Raw genomic sequence first — 15,133 nt, 5'->3', positions numbered from 1 at the left:
CGCCCGACATGACACAACGCCCCTTCCGACAAGTCGATGTTTTCACCGGCGTGCCCTACCGCGGCAACCCGCTGGCCGTGGTGCTGGACGGCGCGGGCCTGAGCGACGAAGCCATGCAGCGCTTCGCGCACTGGACCAACCTTTCCGAAACCACCTTCGTGCTGCCGCCCACCCAGCCTACGGCCGACTACCGCGTGCGCATCTTCACGCCCGGCGGCGAGCTGCCGTTCGCCGGCCATCCCACGCTCGGCACCTGCCATGCCTGGCTCGAGGCGGGAGGCACGCCGCGCGCCTCGGCCGGCGGCACCATCGTGCAGGAATGCGAGGTGGGCCTGGTGACGCTGCGCCGCGACGGCGCCCGCCTGGCGTTCGGTGCCCCGCCGCTCAAGCGCAGCGCCCCCAGCCCCGTGCTGCTGGCCCAGGTGGCGCGGGCGCTCGGGCTGCGGGCGCAGCAGGTGCAGGCCGCGCAGCTGCTGGACAACGGCCCGGTCTGGCTCGGCCTGCTGCTCGACCACCCGCAGACCGTGCTGGAGCTGCGGCCCGACCACGCCGCGCTGAAGCACCTGGGCGTCAAGGTCGGTGTGGCGGCGCCCAATGGCGACCGCGGCGCGGCGTCCATGGCCCGCACCTGCGCATCGGAAGACCTCGAGGTGCGGGCCTTCGCCGCCCCCATCGGCGTGCCGGAAGACCCGGTCACCGGCAGCCTCAACGCCAGCCTGGCGCAGTGGCTGATCGCCGACGGCCACCTGCCGCCGTGCTACGTGGCGGCGCAGGGCGCCTGCCTGGGCCGCGCCGGGCGCGTGCACATCGAGCGCGACGAAGCCGGCCAGGTCTGGGTCGGCGGCGAAACCGTCACCTGCATCGCGGGCAGCGTGGAGCTGGCATGAACGCCGAGCTCGACCACCTGGTGATCGCAGCCGACTCGCTGGAGCAAGGCGTCGCCTGGTGCGAAGCCACGCTTGGCCTGACACCCGGCCCGGGCGGCGAGCATCCGCTGATGGGCACGCACAACCGGCTGTTCAGCCTGGCGCACGAGCGGTTTCCGCGCGCCTACGCCGAGATCATCGCGATCAACCCCAAGGCGCCGCCCCCCGGCCGCACCCGCTGGTTCGACCTGGACGACGCGGCGCTGCAGGCCGCCGTGCGGGAGGCGCCGCGGCTGGTGCATTTCGTGGCCCGCACGCCCGATGCGGGCGCGGCCCTGAAGGCGCTGGCGCACCACGGCATCGACCGCGGCGCGCTGCTGCCGGCCCTGCGCGAAACGCCGCAGGGCACGCTGCGCTGGCAGATCAGCGTGCGCGAGGACGGCCAGCGGCTGTTCTACGGCGCCCTGCCCACGCTGATCGAATGGGGCCCGGTGCACCCGGCCGACGCCCTGCCGGACTCGGGCGTGCGCCTGCAGTCGCTGCGGCTGGCGCATCCGCGCGCCGACGACCTGCGCGCGGCCCACGCCGCCCTCGGGCTGGAGGGCGTGGCCGTGGACCCCGGCACGCCCAACCTCGCGGCCACGCTGCTCACGCCGCGCGGCCTGGTCACGCTTGAATCGAAAGGACTGTGATGTTTTCATTTCAGGAACTCGCCTGGTTTGCCCTCGCTGCCCTGATCCTGGTGCTGACGCCGGGCCCCAACATGATCTACTGCGTCTCGCGCACCCTGTGCCAGGGCCGCGCCGCCGGCCTGGTGTCGCTGGGCGGCGTGGCGCTGGGCTTCCTGGTGCACCTGATGGCGGCCTCGCTGGGCCTGACGGCGCTGCTGCTGGCGGTGCCGCTGGCGTTCGACGCCATCCGGCTTGCCGGTGCGGCCTACCTGCTGTGGATGGCCTGGCAGGCGGTGAAGCCCGGCGGCGCGGCGCCGTTCGAGGCGCGCCTGCTGCCGCAGGACCCGCCGGCCACGCTGTTCCGCATGGGTTTCATCACCAACCTGCTGAACCCCAAGGTGGCAATGTTCTACCTGTCGTTCTTCCCGCAGTTCATCCACCCCGAGCGCGGCTCGGTGCTGCTGCAGAGCCTGGCGCTGGGCGCGATCCAGATCAGCGTGAGCGTGGCCGTGAACGCGCTGCTGATCCTGGGCGCCGCGGGCATCACCGCCTTCCTGTCGCACAGCGCGGGCTGGCTGCACGCGCAGCGCTGGCTGATGGGCAGCGTGCTGGCCGCACTGGCCGTGCGCATCGCCTTCACCGAAAGAAAATGATGTTCAGCCGCGACGACGTCGAGACCGCCCGCGCCACCGTCTATGCGGCCATGCCGCCCACGCCGCAGTACGCCTGGCCGCTGCTGGCGCAGCGGCTGGGGCTGACGGTCTGGGTCAAGCACGAGAACCACACGCCGGCGGGCGCCTTCAAGGTGCGCGGCGGCCTCACCTATTTCGAGGCGCTGGCGCGGCGCCAGCCCGAGGTGCGCGGCGTCATCAGCGCCACGCGCGGCAACCACGGCCAGTCGGTCGGCTTCGCGGCACGCCGCCACGGCCTGGCCGCCACCATCGTGGTGCCGCACGGCAACTCGGTGGAGAAGAACGCGGCCATGCGCGCCCTGGGCGTGACGCTGCTGGAGCATGGCGACGACTTCCAGGCCGCGCGCGAGCACGCCATCGCACTCGCCGCGCAGCAGGGCCTGCACATGGTGCCCTCGTTCCACCGCGACCTGATCCGCGGCGTGATGAGCTACTGGGTCGAGTTCTTCGAGTCGTTCGAGCGCGGCCAGGCGCCTGACGTGGTGTTCGTGCCGATCGGCCAGGGCTCGGGCTTTTGCGCCGCGGCCGCGGCGCGGGCCCACACCGGCGCGCGCTCGCGGCTGGTCGGCGTGGTGTCGGCCCATGCCACGGCCTACCTCGATTCGTTCCGCGCGCGCCGGCCCCTTGAGGCGCCTGTCACCACGCAACTGGCCGACGGCATGGCTTGCCGCGTGGCCGATGCCGAGGCGCTGGAGGTGATCCTGCGCGAGGCCGACGACGTGGTGGCCGTGACCGACAACGAGGTGGCCCAGGCCATGCGCGTGCTGTTTGCCGATACCCACAACGTGGCCGAGGGCGCGGGCGCGGCGGCACTGGCCGCCGTCATGCAGCAGCGCGCGCGCTGGCAGGGCCGGGCCGTCGGCATCGCGCTCTCGGGCGGCAACGTGGACAGCGCTACCTTCGCCCGCGTGCTATCAAATCAATAGCTGCCGTCGCCCCTGCGACAAGGACATGAGGGCGATCGGGTTCAGAATTCCGGCATGGGAACCCTCTACCTTGTGCGCCACGGGCAAGCCTCGTTCGGCGCCGACGACTACGATCAGCTCAGCGCGTTGGGCCAGCAGCAGAGCCGGCGGCTGGGCGAGTACTTCGCCCACAAGGGCCTGAGCTTCGAGGCCGTGCTGACCGGCACGCTGCGCCGCCATGCGCAGACCTGGCAGGGCATCGCCGAAGGCCTGGGGCAGCCGGCCGAGCCGCGGCTCTGGCCCGGCCTCAACGAGTACGACAGCGAAGCGGTGATCGCCGCCATCCATCCGCACAAGCTGGAAAAGCCCGACTCGCCCGAGATGTACCGCCACCACTTCCGGCTGCTGCGCGACGGCCTCGCGCAATGGATGGCCGGCGTGGTGAGCCCCAAAGGCATGCCGAGCTACAACGAGTTCGTGGCCGGCGTCACCAGCGCGCTCGACCATGTGCGCACGCAGCACGAAGGAAATGTGCTGATCGTCTCCAGCGGCGGGCCGATCGCCACCGCCGTGGGCCATGTGCTGGGCACCAGCCCCGAGACCACGATCGAGCTCAACCTGCGCATCCGCAACAGCTCGGTCACCGAGTTCGCATTCACGCCCAAGCGGCACATGCTGGTGACCTACAACACCCTGCCGCACCTGGACCACCCCGACCACGCGCAGTGGGTAACCTACGCCTGAGCGGCCGAGCCGCGCGCCCGAGAATTTGGTTACCGATCTTGCGCCTCGGCCGGAGGTTGTAAGTTGATGCGCCAGTACCATGATTTTTTCGCAAAGGAAACCCATGGCACTGCAATCACCGTTCTTTGGCAAGCGCGAACCGGACGCGTTCAGCCCGCGTCAAACCAGCCCGCACAGCACCCAGGGCGCCGGCGCTGCCCATGCCGCGCAGGCCACGGCCGCCGCGGCGGCTGCCGCGCCCGTTGCCGCCGCACCGTCCACGGCAGCGGGCAGCGCCGCCAAGGAAGGCGGCAGCAAGCTGACCGTCGGCCCCAACATCAAGCTCAAGGGCGTCGAGATCACCGACTGCGACACGCTGGTGGTCGAGGGCCTGGTCGAGGCCACGATGGATTCGCGCGTGATCCAGATCTCGGAGCATGGCGCCTTCAAGGGCTCGGCCGAGATCGACATCGCCGAGATCCACGGCGAGTTCGACGGCGACCTGACGGTGCGCCAGAAGCTGGTGATCTACGCCACCGGCAAGGTCACCGGCAAGATCCGCTACGGCAAGGTCGTGATCGAGGAAGGCGGCCAGCTCGCGGGCGAGATCCAGTTCTCGCCGGTCCACGGCAAGCCCGCGGCGCTGGCCAAGCCGGGGCTGCACGCCGCCGCCTGAGAGCGGCACGGCCGACGGCAGCGGCTACAGCGCCGTCGGCCAGCCGGCCGGCGTCTGGATCGCCGGCAGCTTGACGCCCAGCACGTCGAACAGCAGCTTGGCGTTGGAATACTCGTAGTAGTTGCGGATCTTCCCGTCCTGCATGCGGAAGGTGTGGAAGTAGCGGTTCTCGTAGGTCCTGCGCTCGCCGTAGGCCGGATAGTAGATGCCGCCCGTGCCGTCGGACATCACCAGGAACAGGTTCGGGTCCTGGGTCTGAAAGATCACGTTGTTGTTGAAGACGTAGTCCGGGAAGTAGTCCAGGTTCCACTCCGTGCACTGGCGCGCCTTGGCCTTGCCGAACAGCGCGGGCATGCCGGCGGCACCGCTGGTGCACTCGTCGCCGTCGATGTACAGGTCCCAGCGGCGGCCGCGCTCCTCGACCGTGCGCGCATCCACATACTGGCGGATGGCGGCGATGTTCTTCTCGCGCAGGGCCTCGTCGCCGGCAGGGATCACGTCCGGACCAGCGGGGTTGCTGTACTGCGGGCGCGGGTAGGCGTCGTAGGCGGCCTCCTCGGGCGTGTGCCCGGGCCAGCCGGGCGGGCCTTGCAGCGCCGGGATCTCGATGCCGAGGGTCTTGTACATGCCCAGCAGGTTGGAGTATTCGAAGTAGTCTTTCATCCGGCCGCCGCGCATGCGGATGACGTGGAAGTAGACGTTGTCGTACTGCCGCTCGCCGCCGTAGGCCGGGTAGTTGATGCCGCCCGAGCCCTTGGACATGACGCAGTAGTAGTCCGGATCGGTGGACTGGAACACGATGTTGTCGTTGAAGACGTAGTTGGGAAAGTGGACCAGGTTCCACTCGGTGCAGCGGCGGGCGATGTCCTTGCCCTGGAGCGGTGCGCCGGCGACGGCGCCACTCGTGCAGTCGTCCACGTAGAGGTCCCAGCGGCGACCGCGCTGCTCGGGCGTGCGGGCGTCCACGTACTGGCGGATGCAGTCGATGTTCTCGGCCCGCTGGGCTTGGTCGGCCTGGGAAATGATGTCCTTCTTGCTCATGACGGTTCGATTCCTTGAAAGAAAAAAGTGGGAGAGGTACCGCTGGCCGCGCGGCCAGCGCGCGGGCCCGGCGGCGGATGCATCAGCTCTGCTTGAAGGGGTTGTTGTGGCGCACGAAGAGGTCGGGCCGATCGGGCGTGTACTGGTCGGTGATGACGTCGCCGCCACGGCAGTAGTCCACCGTCTCGCGAAAACGCGTGATCATCCCGTCCTTCAGCTCGAACAGCAGCACGTACCAGATCTCCACGTCGTGGCCTGGCCCCTTGCCGCCGGGGGCGAAGATCTGGCCGCGGCCGACGGCGGGCACGAGGAAGGAGTTGGGGTCGCCGGGCGTCTCGTAGATGGTGCCTTCGTAGAAGCCCCAGATCGGAAAAGTGTCCGGCGTGGCCATGCACCAGGCGCGGCCGTTCAGGTTCAGGTGCGCGCCGTCGCGCACGAACATCTCGACCTTCGAGTCCGGCGTGAACAGGGCCGCGCGCTTGGGGCCGCGATCGGGGCCGCGCAGCGCCAGGAAGGCCTTGACGGTGTCGCGGTTCTTGTCTCTGAGAGCGGAGTCATCCATTTTTCAAATCCTTTCGGTTCAACGGATCGGGGGGTTGGGGACGGGGAGGAGAAAGAGCGGGCACGGCGCGGCCCTCCGGGCACAGGCCCGGCGGTACGCAGAGGGTGTATTCAGACCGGCAGGCCGCCTGGCGGGTTGCTGCGGGGCCTGCGTCGCCCTGGCAGCCCCTGGAGGGCCAGCACGACGAAGGGAATCAGGATGAGCAGCGAGGACAGCGCCGCGATGGCGGGGTCCACCTGGTTGCGGATGTTTTCCCACATCTTCAGCGGCACGGTCATCATGCGCGTGCCGGCGATGAAGCTGGTCAGCACCACCTCGTCGAAGGAGTGCAGGAAGGCCATCAGCAGGGACGACAGCAGCGAAGACGCCACCAGCGGCACGACCACGCGGCGGAAGGTGCGCCAGCGGCTGGCGCCCAAGCTCTGGGCCGCCATCTCCAGCCGCTCGTCGAAGCTGGAGAAGGCCGCCACCATCAGCACCGTCACCAGCGGAATGCTCAGGCAGGTGTGCATGATCACCACGCCGACCATGGTGCCGAACAGGCCCATGTCGGAGAGCACCGCGAAGGCCCCCAGCGCCGTCACCACGCTGGGCACCACCATCGGCGCCAGCGCCGCTCCGTAGATCACCCGGCCCGCCCGCGTGCCGCGCAGCCGGGCGATGCCGTAGGACGCCAGCGTGCCCAGCAGCATGGTGAGCGCCGTGCTCGCCAGGGCGATCTTCAGGCTCAGGCCGCCGGCCAGGGCCCACTGCTCGTCGGACAGCAGGAAGCGGTACCAGCGCAGCGACCACTGCTGCGGCGGAAACGCCAGGCTGTCCTGCCCGTTGAAGGAGGCAACGACGACGATCATGCTCGGCAGCAGCAGGTACAGGCACATCAGCACACCGAAGAGCACCAGCAGCCAGCGCGCCTTGAACCGGCCGCCGCCGCGGCGAACGCGCCCGGCACTGCACCGCCAGCGGCGGCGGCTGAGCGCGACGGCCACCCGCTCCAATCCCAACGTGTGCATGAACAGGCGCGCCAAGGCGCCTGGCTGCGGGCGCGGCTCGCGCCGGCGCACCGCGGCGAACACCAGCACGGTGCCGGCCAGCAGCACGAAGGCGATGGCGGCCGACAGGCCGTAGTGGGTGGCGGTCTCGACGTTGGCCGCGATCAGGTTGCCCAGCATCAGGTCGCGCGAGCTGCCCAGCATGGCCGGCGTGATGTAGAAGCCCAGCGACAGGATGAACACCAGCGTGCAGCCGCTGCGGATGCCCGCGTAGGTCTGCGGCAGGTAGACCGTGAGGAAGCTGCGCAGGGCGCCGCCGCCCAGTGCCTGGGTGGCCTTCCACTGCATCGGGTCGATGCCGCGCATGGACGCGTAGATCGGCAGCACCAGCAGCGGCAGCATGATGTGCACCATGCCCACCGACATGCCGAAGCGGTTGTAGAGCAGTTCCAGCGGATCGGCGATGAGACCCAGCCAGCGCAGCGCCGAGTTGATGGCACCCTCGTCGCCCAGCAGCACGACCCAGGCGTAGCTGCGCACCAGGAAGCTGGTCAGGAAGGGAATCACCACGCACAACATGGCCAGCTTGCGGGCCATGCTGTGCGCCTGGCACAGGAAGGCCGCCATGGGGTAGGCCAGCAGCAGCGTGACCAGCGTGATGATGCCCGCGATGGAGAAGGTGCGCACCGCGATCATCCGGTTGACCGGGTTGAACACGGTGGCGTAGTCCGCCAGCAACAGCTTCGGAAAGCCCACGCTCAGGCCGGCAATCCGCAGCAGGGGATAGAAGAAGAACACCACCAGCAGCAGCAGGGCAGGCAGGGCCAGGGCCCAGGCCACGGCCTGTCGGGACGGGTTTTTCATGGCGTTCGCGGGGATGGAGGGGGCGGAGAGGCGCCGCAGGGCTTACTTGGTGATCCACTCGTTCCAGCGCTGCGCGATGCGGTCGGCATTGGTCTTGCCGTCCGCGCCGATTTCGCTGTACCATTCCTGGTTCATTTGGTAGGCGAGCTTGCTGTTGTCGGGGTAGGTCACCATCTGCTCGGCCAGCTCCTTCGGGATGTGCTGGAAGGCGTCCGGGTTGGCCGGGGCATAGCCGGTCAGCTTGGCGAATTCGGCCTGCCGGTCCGGACGCGTGGCGAAGCTGATGAACTCATAGGCCTCCTTTAGGTTCTTCGAGCCCTTCGGGATGGTCCAATACAGGCTGATCGTCTTGGCCTGGTTCCACACGATGCGCACCGGCTTGTTGGCCTGGGTCAGCGCGATGAAGCGGCCGTCGAAGCCCATGCCCATCGCCACGCCGCCGCTCTGGAAGAGCTGCATCTGCTCGCTGCCCACCTTCCACCACTTGCGGATGCTGGGCTTGATCCTGTCCAGGCTGCGGAAGGCGCGGTCCACGTCCAGCGGGTAGAGCTTGTCCATCGGCACGCCGTCGGCCAGCAGGGCTTCTTCCAGCGGGCCCTGGATGCCCAACTCGGCGTTCTGCAGGGTGCGCGTGCCGGGAAACTTCTTCACGTCCCAGAACTCGGCCCAGTTACTCGGCGCGGGCTTGCCGGCCGGGAACCTGGCCGCGTCCAGGCCCAGCACGAAAGCGTAGTTGAAGTACTGCACACCCCAGGGCTTCTTGGCCTCGGCAGGCAACCTGGCCATCAGGGCCTTGTCCAGCTTGCTGTAGTCGATGGTTTCGAGGACGCCCTGGCGCGCCAGTGGGATGCTGCCGGCCCCGGTGTTGCCGGCCAGGTCGAAGTCGATGTTGCCGCTTTCCTTCTGGAGCATGTACTTGGCGGTGCTGACCTGGTCGCGGATCACCCGGACCTTGATGCCGGTCTCTTTCTCGAAGGGCTCGACGAAGGCCTTGGTGACGCCTTCGCCCAGCACGCCGCCGCCCGCGATGATGGCCAACTGGCGCGTCTGCGCCACCGCACAAAGCGCCAGACCGAAACCCACTATGAGCGCGACCGCGCCCCGATTCGCAATCATTCTGATCATCGTCATTTCCTAGTTGAGGGATGAGTCGGCACCGAAGACGCGCACGTCATCGGCATGGAAGGACATCTCGGCGAAATCTCCGATTTGAAGCACCGCACCGCGGCGCGAGCGCACGGACTTCGCCACGAAGCTCTGCCCGGCGACGGCGATTCGGTAGATCAGCGCATCGCCGATGAAGGACACCTGGGTCACACGGCCCCGCAGCCCGCTGCTGGTGCCGGCGCCATTGCTGCTGCCGCGAATCTGAAGCGCTTCGGGCCGGATCATGATCCGCACAGCTTCGCCGCTGCGCCATGGCCGATCGCTGGCCACCTCGACCGTGCCGGCCAGGGTGGCGACCTGGAGCCGATCACCCGCTTGCTGCTCGACCACGCCATCGATGAAGTTCGCCTCGCCGATGAAGCTGGCGACGTAGATGCTGCGCGGGCGTTCGTAGATGTCCATCGGCGCGCCGACCTGGGCGATCCGGCCATTCTGGAGCACCACGATCCGGTCGGACAGCGTCAGCGCCTCTTCCTGGTCGTGGGTGACGTAGATGATGGTCTTGCCCAGTTCGCGGTGCAGATCCTTGATCTCGACCTGCATTTCCTGGCGCAGCTTGCGGTCCAGCGCGCTGAGCGACTCGTCCATCAGGATCAGCGGCGGGTCGAACACCGTGGCCCGGGCCAGCGCCACGCGCTGCTGCTGGCCACCGCTCAACTGCGAGGGATACCGATCCTCGAAACCCGCCATGCGCACCCGCATCAGGGCCGTCCTGATCAACTCGCGCGCGCGCGCCTCGGGCACGCCGCGCGCCTTCAGCGGGAAGGCCACGTTGTCGCGCACGGTCATGTGAGGGAAGAGCGCGTAGCTCTGAAACACCACACCCTGGTTGCGCCGGTTGGCCGGAATCTGGTCGGTGCGTTGCCCGTCCACCATGATCTGCCCCGCGCTCGGCTCGGTGAAGCCAGCCAGCATCATCAGCAGCGTGGTCTTGCCCGAACCGCTAGGCCCGAGCAGCGAGATGAACTCGCCACCGGAGATCTGGAGGCTGATGCCGTTGACGACCGTGAGGCTACCGTACTGCTTGGTGATGTTGCGGAATTCCACGGCGCCAGGGCGCGCAGCGGGCGCCGCCGACGGCGTGGAGGATCGGGAGTCGTGGCTCATGCAGTCTCTCGGGCGGGTTGCAGTAGAAATCGGCGTCACGTGTTTTGTGACGGCATTGTGAAACGCAACCCAACTCCTGTCGGCGCAATTTGCCTATCAGCTGATAACCGCTTCATCGGCGGCGTCGATGACCTGCATGAACTGCAGTGCCGTGCGCGGCGGGCTGTTGAGCGCCACCGCCACGCAAATGCGCAGCAGCGGCACGTCCAGCGGCCGGAATTCCAGCCGGACCAGGCCGCTGCCCGTCGCAGGCACCCGCACCATGGCCTGCGGCACAAAGGTCGAGCCCGCGCCCGCCACGGCCAGCACGAGCATCGTGGTGCGGTTGATGCCCAGCGCGCCGATGCACGGCTCGATCTGATGGTGGTGAAACGCTTCGCGGATGTATTCATGCCCATGCGAAGGCAGCAGCGGGTCCGCCAGCACCAGGGGTTCGTGTGCCAGGTCCTGACAGGTGATCAGCGTCCGCGCCTCCAGCGGATGCCCGGGCGACAGGGCCACGCTCCAGCGGTCCAGCCAGGCGTCGCGCACGGCCAGCCCCTCGTTGGCGGACAGGGGCAGGGTCAGTGCTAGGTCCACGTCGCGGCGGCGCACGGCGCGAGCGAGGTCGACCGAGTCCCCCTCCACCACATCGAGTGCGACTTCGGGAAAGCGTTGCGAAAAGCGCGTCAGCGCGCGCGCAAAGTACAGGGTGCAGGCCTCCTCGCACAGCCCGATGCGCAGGCGTCCTGCAACGCCCAGGTTGCGGCGGGCCGCCTCTGCCAGCATGTCCTGGTGCGTGCGCAGGATGCGCTGCGCGTCACGCACGTAGTGCTGCCCCGCGGCGGTCAGGCGCCGGGCCTGCGGCCCCTTCTTGTGCACCAACTCGAAACCCAGCTCCTTTTCCAGCGCGGCCACGTGATTGCGCATGGATTCCCAGTCGTGGCCAGCGTCGACACCGCCATGGTGGGCAAATTCCACAAAGTACTGGAGGCGGCGCAGGTTCACGGGCGAGCGGGCGGGGTATAGGTGAAGTTGCTGGTCGCTTGGCGCAGTTCCTCCCAGAGTTCGCGCACGCCGGCCGACGTGCGGTCGCCCAGGGACAACGCCACGATCTTGAGCGCCGGGGCTTCGAACGGCACGCTGTCCGTGCAAGGCAGGCGCATGGCCCCCACCGTAGGCGGCACGAAGGTGGCGGCCACACCCGAATTGACGAGGATCAGCATGGTCGAGCGGCGCAGCGCACGGAACCGCACGTCGGGCACGACCTTGGCACGCTCGAACGCCCGCTCGATCAGGTCGTGTCCGCCCGCCAAGCTCTGCCGCACCCCCAGCACCAGCGGCACGCCGGCCATATCGGCAGGGACCAGCCGCGCACGCGCGGCCAACGGGTGGCCTTGCGGCAGCAGGGCGAGCCATTCCTGCGCCCAGAGTTCGGTGACTTCCAGGCCGTCCTGTCCAGGCCCGTCGATGGTAAGCGCCAGATCAACCGTCCCTCGGCGCACCGCGTCAGGCAGATCCAGCACCGGCAGCTCGATGAACTGGAACGCCATGTGGACGTGGTGCTTTTGCAGCTCGCGGAAAGCCACCCAGTAGCCGCTGGTGGAAGCCACCTCCTCGGCAATGCCCACGCGCACGGCGATGGCCTTGCCCCTGGCAATGCTCATGGCGGAACGGCGGGCGGCACGCAGTTCGGCGAGCAGCGTGCGGGCGGCTTCGCGATAGGCCTGGCCGGCGGGCGTCAGCCCCACCAGGCGCTGCTGCTCGCGAATCACGAGGGGAAAGCCCAGCTCGGACTCCAGCTCCTGCAGCTGCGAAGTCACCGCAGGCTGGCTGACTTTCAGCTGCCTGCCCGCTTGCCGCAGGTTGAGCTCCTGGGCGACCACGAGAAAGGTCTCTAGCTGGCGTGCGTCCATGGCCGAAGTTTAGGACAACACATCGCCTAGGCCTGCCACACGCCATAGCCGGCCTCGCGCAGGCCGATGGCGAGTTCCACCTCCATCTCGCGCGCGCCCTCGTAGGGCATCGGGTTGTACATCGCGTACAGCCCCGGCAGCAGCCGCACGCCATAGTCGCGCACGAAGCCGTTGGCCTGGATGCCGGCCTTGTGCTTGTCAAAGCGCACATCGGGGTCCAGCCCCGTCATGCCCACATACACGAACGGTTTGCCCAGCTCGTAGTCGGGGTTGGCCCGGCGAAAGCGCGCCACGTTCCAGACCTCGTCGGACAGCAGCACGACGTAGACGTGGTAGTGATGGCGCCGGCGCGGACTCGTCCCCATGGCCGCCGATGGTACTGCGGCGGGGCTTGCCAATTCATAAATATGTTTATGATAATCATATTGATGAAAAGAGACCTGACCCACCGCTTCGGCTTCCTGGTCAACGACGTGGCGCGGCTGTACGGCCGCCATTTCGACCAGCTCGCGCGCGAGCAGATCGGCCTGTCGCGCGCGCAGTGCCGGCTGCTGGGCGCGCTGGCGATGCAGGACGAGCCGATGTCGCAGGCCGCGCTGGCCGAGCGGCTGGACCTGAGTGCGATGGCGGTGGCCGGCCTGTGCGACCGCATGGAGGCCGGCGGCTGGGTGCGCCGCGCCGCCAGCGCGAGCGACCGCCGCATCAACGAGATCCACCTCGAACCCCGGGCCGAGCTGGCGCTGGAGTCGGCGCTGGCGATCAGCGACTCGATCCACGCGCGCGCGATGGCCGGCCTCGATGCGGCCGAGCGCGCCCAGCTGCTGGCGCTGCTGCGGCGCGTGCATACCAACCTCGCGGCGCTGGCCAGCGAGCCGGCGGCCTCATGAGCGCGGCCGCGGCCGCCGTGCCGATGCCGATCGACCCGTCGCGCGTGCGGCACCGCGGCATGATCACGGTGTCGATCATGCTGGCCACCATCATGCAGGCGCTGGACACAACCATCGCCAACGTCGCGCTGCCGCACATGCAGGGCAGCCTGCAGGCCTCGCAGGACCAGATCACCTGGGTGCTGACCTCCTACATCGTGGCCGCGGCCATCGCCACGCCGCTGACCGGCTGGCTGTGCGCGCGCTGGGGCCGCAAGCAGGTGTTCCAGATCGCAGTGGTCGGCTTCACCATCGCCTCGGCGCTGTGCGGCATGGCCTCCACTCTGTGGGAGATCGTGCTGGCGCGGCTGCTGCAGGGCGTGTTCGGCGCGGCGCTGGTGCCGCTGTCGCAGGCCGTGCTGCTGGACATCAACCCCAAGGAGAAGGTCGGCCAGGCGATGGCGATCTGGGGCGCAGGCATCATGGTGGGCCCGATCCTCGGCCCCATGCTGGGCGGCTGGCTGACCGAGACCTACGACTGGCGCTGGGTGTTCTACATCAACCTGCCGGTCGGCGTGCTGGCCTTCTACGGCATCGCGCGCTACCTGCCCGAGAGCCGCCCCAAGGCCGAGCGGCTGGACCTGTTCGGCTTTGCCACGCTGAGCCTGGCGGTCGGGCTGCTGCAGATGTTCCTCGACCGCGGCGAGCAGCTCGACTGGTTCAACTCGGCGGAAATCCGCATCGAGGCCGTGGGCTCGCTGCTGGCCTTCGCCTTCTTCGCCGTCCACACCTGGACCGCCCGCGACAGCTCGTTCCTCAACCGCGCGCTGCTGCGCGACCGCAACTTCGTGATCGGCGGGCTGTTCGCCTTCATCGTGGGCATGATCCTGTACGCCACCATGGCGCTGCTGCCCACCCTGCTGCAGGGGCTGCTCGGCTACCCGGTGATCTACACCGGCGAGGTGATGGCGCCGCGCGGCATCGGCACCATGCTGGCGATGGTGCTGGTGGGGCGACTGATCCACCGCATCGACGTGCGCGCCATCATGGCGCTGGGCTTCACGCTGACGGCGGTCTCGCTGTACCAGATGACGCGGCTGACGCTGGACATGGACAGCAGCCTGGTGATCATCTCGGGCTTCATCCAGGGCCTGGGCATCGGCTTCACCTTCGTGCCGCTGAGCGCCGCAGCCTTCTCCACGCTGGCGCCGCACCTGCGCAACGACGGCACGCCGATCTTCAGCCTGCTGCGCAATATCGGCTCCAGCGTCGGCATCTCCATCGTGCAGGCGCTGCTGACCGAGAACACGGCGCGCGCCCACGCGCAGCTGGCCGCGGCCATCACGCCCTACGACGCGGCCGTGCAAAACCTGCCGCCACTGCTCAACCCGCAGACGCCGGCCGGGCTGGCGGTGCTGAACCTGGAGATCAACCGCCAGGCCGCGATGATCGGCTACCTGGGCGACTTCAAGCTGATGATGTGGCTCACGCTGCTCTCGCTGCCGCTGCTGCTGCTGATCCGCCGGCCGCGCCAGGCGCCGGGTGCAGACGCCGGCCCGCCGGTGGACGCGCCGCACTGAGCGGCACTGGGCGCGGGCGGCCGCGTCACAGCGGCAGGTCGGCCTTCTTGAGCGTGCGCAGCACGAAGCTCGACTTGCTGTGGCGGATGCCCTTGATCTTGTAGAGCCGCTCGCGCAGCAGGCGCTCGTAGTCGCGGGTGTCGCGCACGGCCACGCGCAGCAGGTAGTCGTAGTCGCCCGACACCAGGTAGGCCTCGATCACCTCGGGAATGGCGGCCAGGGTCTCGCCGAACTTCTCCAGCGTGTTGTCGGAATGGCTGTCCAGCGTGACCTGCACCAGCACGGTGTCGCTGAGGTCCAGCGCCTGCGCGTTCAGGCGCACGGTGTAGCCCTCGATCACGCCGGCCTCCTCCATCTTGCGGATGCGGCCCCAGCAGGGCGTGGGGCTCAGGCCCACGGTCTGGCCGATCTCCTGCAGGCTGGCGCGCGCATTGCCTTGCAGGACTTTGAGAATTTTCCGATCCATCTTGTCCATGAAGATGGATTATCTTTAAATTCTCATAATCAAGAAAATCCTTCCAAATAGGCC

The 15,133-nt window shown here is 68.5% G+C and carries 17 protein-coding genes; 8 read left to right on the top strand and 9 right to left on the bottom strand.

The window, feature by feature from the left end:
- Positions 1-8: 8 nt before the first annotated feature.
- The 6 genes from MMF98_RS00495 to MMF98_RS00470 all read left to right on the top strand — a co-directional run bounded on the left by MMF98_RS00495 (position 9) and on the right by MMF98_RS00470 (position 4,533).
- On the top strand, positions 9-887 hold the full coding sequence (locus tag MMF98_RS00495; protein ID WP_243302893.1) for a PhzF family phenazine biosynthesis protein: 879 nt from the start codon (positions 9-11) through the stop codon (positions 885-887).
- Entirely contained in the window at positions 884-1,558 is a 675-nt protein-coding gene (locus MMF98_RS00490; protein WP_243302892.1) for a VOC family protein, read from the top strand. Before MMF98_RS00495 ends, MMF98_RS00490 begins: the two co-directional genes overlap by 4 nt.
- Positions 1,558-2,190: a LysE family translocator gene (locus MMF98_RS00485; RefSeq protein ID WP_243302890.1), complete on the top strand. Its 633-nt coding sequence runs from the start codon at positions 1,558-1,560 to the stop codon at positions 2,188-2,190. The genes MMF98_RS00490 and MMF98_RS00485 overlap by 1 nt, the downstream gene beginning before the upstream one ends.
- A complete protein-coding gene (locus tag MMF98_RS00480) occupies positions 2,187-3,155 on the top strand; it encodes a threonine dehydratase (protein ID WP_243302879.1) in 969 nt (322 codons plus the stop codon). The genes MMF98_RS00485 and MMF98_RS00480 overlap by 4 nt, the downstream gene beginning before the upstream one ends.
- A gap of 54 nt (positions 3,156-3,209) precedes the next feature.
- Positions 3,210-3,878 (top strand): histidine phosphatase family protein, encoded by a 669-nt coding sequence (locus MMF98_RS00475; RefSeq protein WP_243302877.1) that lies wholly within the window; start codon positions 3,210-3,212, stop codon positions 3,876-3,878.
- 103 nt (positions 3,879-3,981) lie between these two features.
- Positions 3,982-4,533 carry a bactofilin family protein gene (locus MMF98_RS00470; protein WP_243302871.1) on the top strand — a complete coding sequence of 184 codons (552 nt, stop codon included), beginning with the start codon at positions 3,982-3,984 and terminating at the stop codon, positions 4,531-4,533.
- A 24-nt stretch (positions 4,534-4,557) separates the two neighbouring features.
- On the opposite strand, the gene MMF98_RS00465 is transcribed toward MMF98_RS00470, so the two are convergent.
- From MMF98_RS00465 to MMF98_RS00430, 8 genes are all read right to left on the bottom strand, one after another.
- On the bottom strand, positions 4,558-5,574 hold the full coding sequence (locus MMF98_RS00465; protein ID WP_243302869.1) for a PhzA/PhzB family protein: 1,017 nt from the start codon (positions 5,572-5,574) through the stop codon (positions 4,558-4,560).
- A gap of 82 nt (positions 5,575-5,656) precedes the next feature.
- Positions 5,657-6,136, bottom strand: a complete 480-nt coding sequence (locus MMF98_RS00460; RefSeq protein ID WP_243302867.1) for a PhzA/PhzB family protein — start codon at positions 6,134-6,136, stop codon at positions 5,657-5,659.
- 110 nt (positions 6,137-6,246) lie between these two features.
- Positions 6,247-7,989, bottom strand: coding sequence for an ABC transporter permease subunit (locus MMF98_RS00455; protein ID WP_243302866.1), 1,743 nt, complete (start codon positions 7,987-7,989; stop codon positions 6,247-6,249).
- A gap of 42 nt (positions 7,990-8,031) precedes the next feature.
- A complete protein-coding gene (locus tag MMF98_RS00450) occupies positions 8,032-9,114 on the bottom strand; it encodes a polyamine ABC transporter substrate-binding protein (protein ID WP_243302865.1) in 1,083 nt (360 codons plus the stop codon).
- A gap of 9 nt (positions 9,115-9,123) precedes the next feature.
- Positions 9,124-10,263 carry an ABC transporter ATP-binding protein gene (locus MMF98_RS00445; protein ID WP_243302863.1) on the bottom strand — a complete coding sequence of 380 codons (1,140 nt, stop codon included), beginning with the start codon at positions 10,261-10,263 and terminating at the stop codon, positions 9,124-9,126.
- Positions 10,264-10,359: 96 nt separating this feature from the next.
- Positions 10,360-11,250 carry a LysR family transcriptional regulator gene (locus MMF98_RS00440; protein WP_243302861.1) on the bottom strand — a complete coding sequence of 297 codons (891 nt, stop codon included), beginning with the start codon at positions 11,248-11,250 and terminating at the stop codon, positions 10,360-10,362.
- A complete protein-coding gene (locus MMF98_RS00435; protein WP_243302858.1) occupies positions 11,247-12,158 on the bottom strand; it encodes a LysR family transcriptional regulator in 912 nt (303 codons plus the stop codon). Before MMF98_RS00435 ends, MMF98_RS00440 begins: the two co-directional genes overlap by 4 nt.
- Before the next feature lie 26 nt (positions 12,159-12,184).
- Complete coding sequence (locus MMF98_RS00430) at positions 12,185-12,523, bottom strand: hypothetical protein (protein WP_243302853.1); 339 nt, start codon at positions 12,521-12,523, stop codon at positions 12,185-12,187.
- Between the two features lie 63 nt (positions 12,524-12,586).
- On the opposite strand from MMF98_RS00430, the gene MMF98_RS00425 reads away from it, so the two are divergent.
- Positions 12,587-13,045 carry a MarR family winged helix-turn-helix transcriptional regulator gene (locus MMF98_RS00425; protein WP_243302851.1) on the top strand — a complete coding sequence of 153 codons (459 nt, stop codon included), beginning with the start codon at positions 12,587-12,589 and terminating at the stop codon, positions 13,043-13,045.
- Positions 13,042-14,604: a DHA2 family efflux MFS transporter permease subunit gene (locus MMF98_RS00420; protein ID WP_243302849.1), complete on the top strand. Its 1,563-nt coding sequence runs from the start codon at positions 13,042-13,044 to the stop codon at positions 14,602-14,604. The genes MMF98_RS00425 and MMF98_RS00420 overlap by 4 nt, the downstream gene beginning before the upstream one ends.
- 25 nt (positions 14,605-14,629) lie before the next feature.
- On the opposite strand, the gene MMF98_RS00415 is transcribed toward MMF98_RS00420, so the two are convergent.
- A complete protein-coding gene (locus tag MMF98_RS00415; RefSeq protein ID WP_243302842.1) occupies positions 14,630-15,079 on the bottom strand; it encodes an Lrp/AsnC family transcriptional regulator in 450 nt (149 codons plus the stop codon).
- Between the last annotated feature and the right edge of the window lie 54 nt (positions 15,080-15,133).

The sequence above is a fragment of the Variovorax terrae genome (assembly GCF_022809125.1).
Taxonomy (GTDB): Bacteria; Pseudomonadota; Gammaproteobacteria; order Burkholderiales; family Burkholderiaceae_C; genus Variovorax_A; species Variovorax_A terrae.
The sequence above is the reverse complement of the archived record's forward strand: the minus strand, read 5'-3'. Positions and strand labels throughout refer to the sequence as shown.

Coding starts and splice junctions, on each gene's coding strand:
- MMF98_RS00495 (WP_243302893.1), top strand. CDS start 9: ATGACACAACGCCCCTTCCGACAAGTCGATGTTTTCACCGGCGTGCCC.
- MMF98_RS00490 (WP_243302892.1), top strand. CDS start 884: ATGAACGCCGAGCTCGACCACCTGGTGATCGCAGCCGACTCGCTGGAG.
- MMF98_RS00485 (WP_243302890.1), top strand. CDS start 1,558: ATGTTTTCATTTCAGGAACTCGCCTGGTTTGCCCTCGCTGCCCTGATC.
- MMF98_RS00480 (WP_243302879.1), top strand. CDS start 2,187: ATGATGTTCAGCCGCGACGACGTCGAGACCGCCCGCGCCACCGTCTAT.
- MMF98_RS00475 (WP_243302877.1), top strand. CDS start 3,210: ATGGGAACCCTCTACCTTGTGCGCCACGGGCAAGCCTCGTTCGGCGCC.
- MMF98_RS00470 (WP_243302871.1), top strand. CDS start 3,982: ATGGCACTGCAATCACCGTTCTTTGGCAAGCGCGAACCGGACGCGTTC.
- MMF98_RS00465 (WP_243302869.1), bottom strand. CDS start 5,574: ATGAGCAAGAAGGACATCATTTCCCAGGCCGACCAAGCCCAGCGGGCC.
- MMF98_RS00460 (WP_243302867.1), bottom strand. CDS start 6,136: ATGGATGACTCCGCTCTCAGAGACAAGAACCGCGACACCGTCAAGGCC.
- MMF98_RS00455 (WP_243302866.1), bottom strand. CDS start 7,989: ATGAAAAACCCGTCCCGACAGGCCGTGGCCTGGGCCCTGGCCCTGCCT.
- MMF98_RS00450 (WP_243302865.1), bottom strand. CDS start 9,114: ATGATCAGAATGATTGCGAATCGGGGCGCGGTCGCGCTCATAGTGGGT.
- MMF98_RS00445 (WP_243302863.1), bottom strand. CDS start 10,263: ATGAGCCACGACTCCCGATCCTCCACGCCGTCGGCGGCGCCCGCTGCG.
- MMF98_RS00435 (WP_243302858.1), bottom strand. CDS start 12,158: ATGGACGCACGCCAGCTAGAGACCTTTCTCGTGGTCGCCCAGGAGCTC.
- MMF98_RS00430 (WP_243302853.1), bottom strand. CDS start 12,523: ATGGGGACGAGTCCGCGCCGGCGCCATCACTACCACGTCTACGTCGTG.
- MMF98_RS00425 (WP_243302851.1), top strand. CDS start 12,587: ATGAAAAGAGACCTGACCCACCGCTTCGGCTTCCTGGTCAACGACGTG.
- MMF98_RS00420 (WP_243302849.1), top strand. CDS start 13,042: ATGAGCGCGGCCGCGGCCGCCGTGCCGATGCCGATCGACCCGTCGCGC.
- MMF98_RS00415 (WP_243302842.1), bottom strand. CDS start 15,079: ATGGACAAGATGGATCGGAAAATTCTCAAAGTCCTGCAAGGCAATGCG.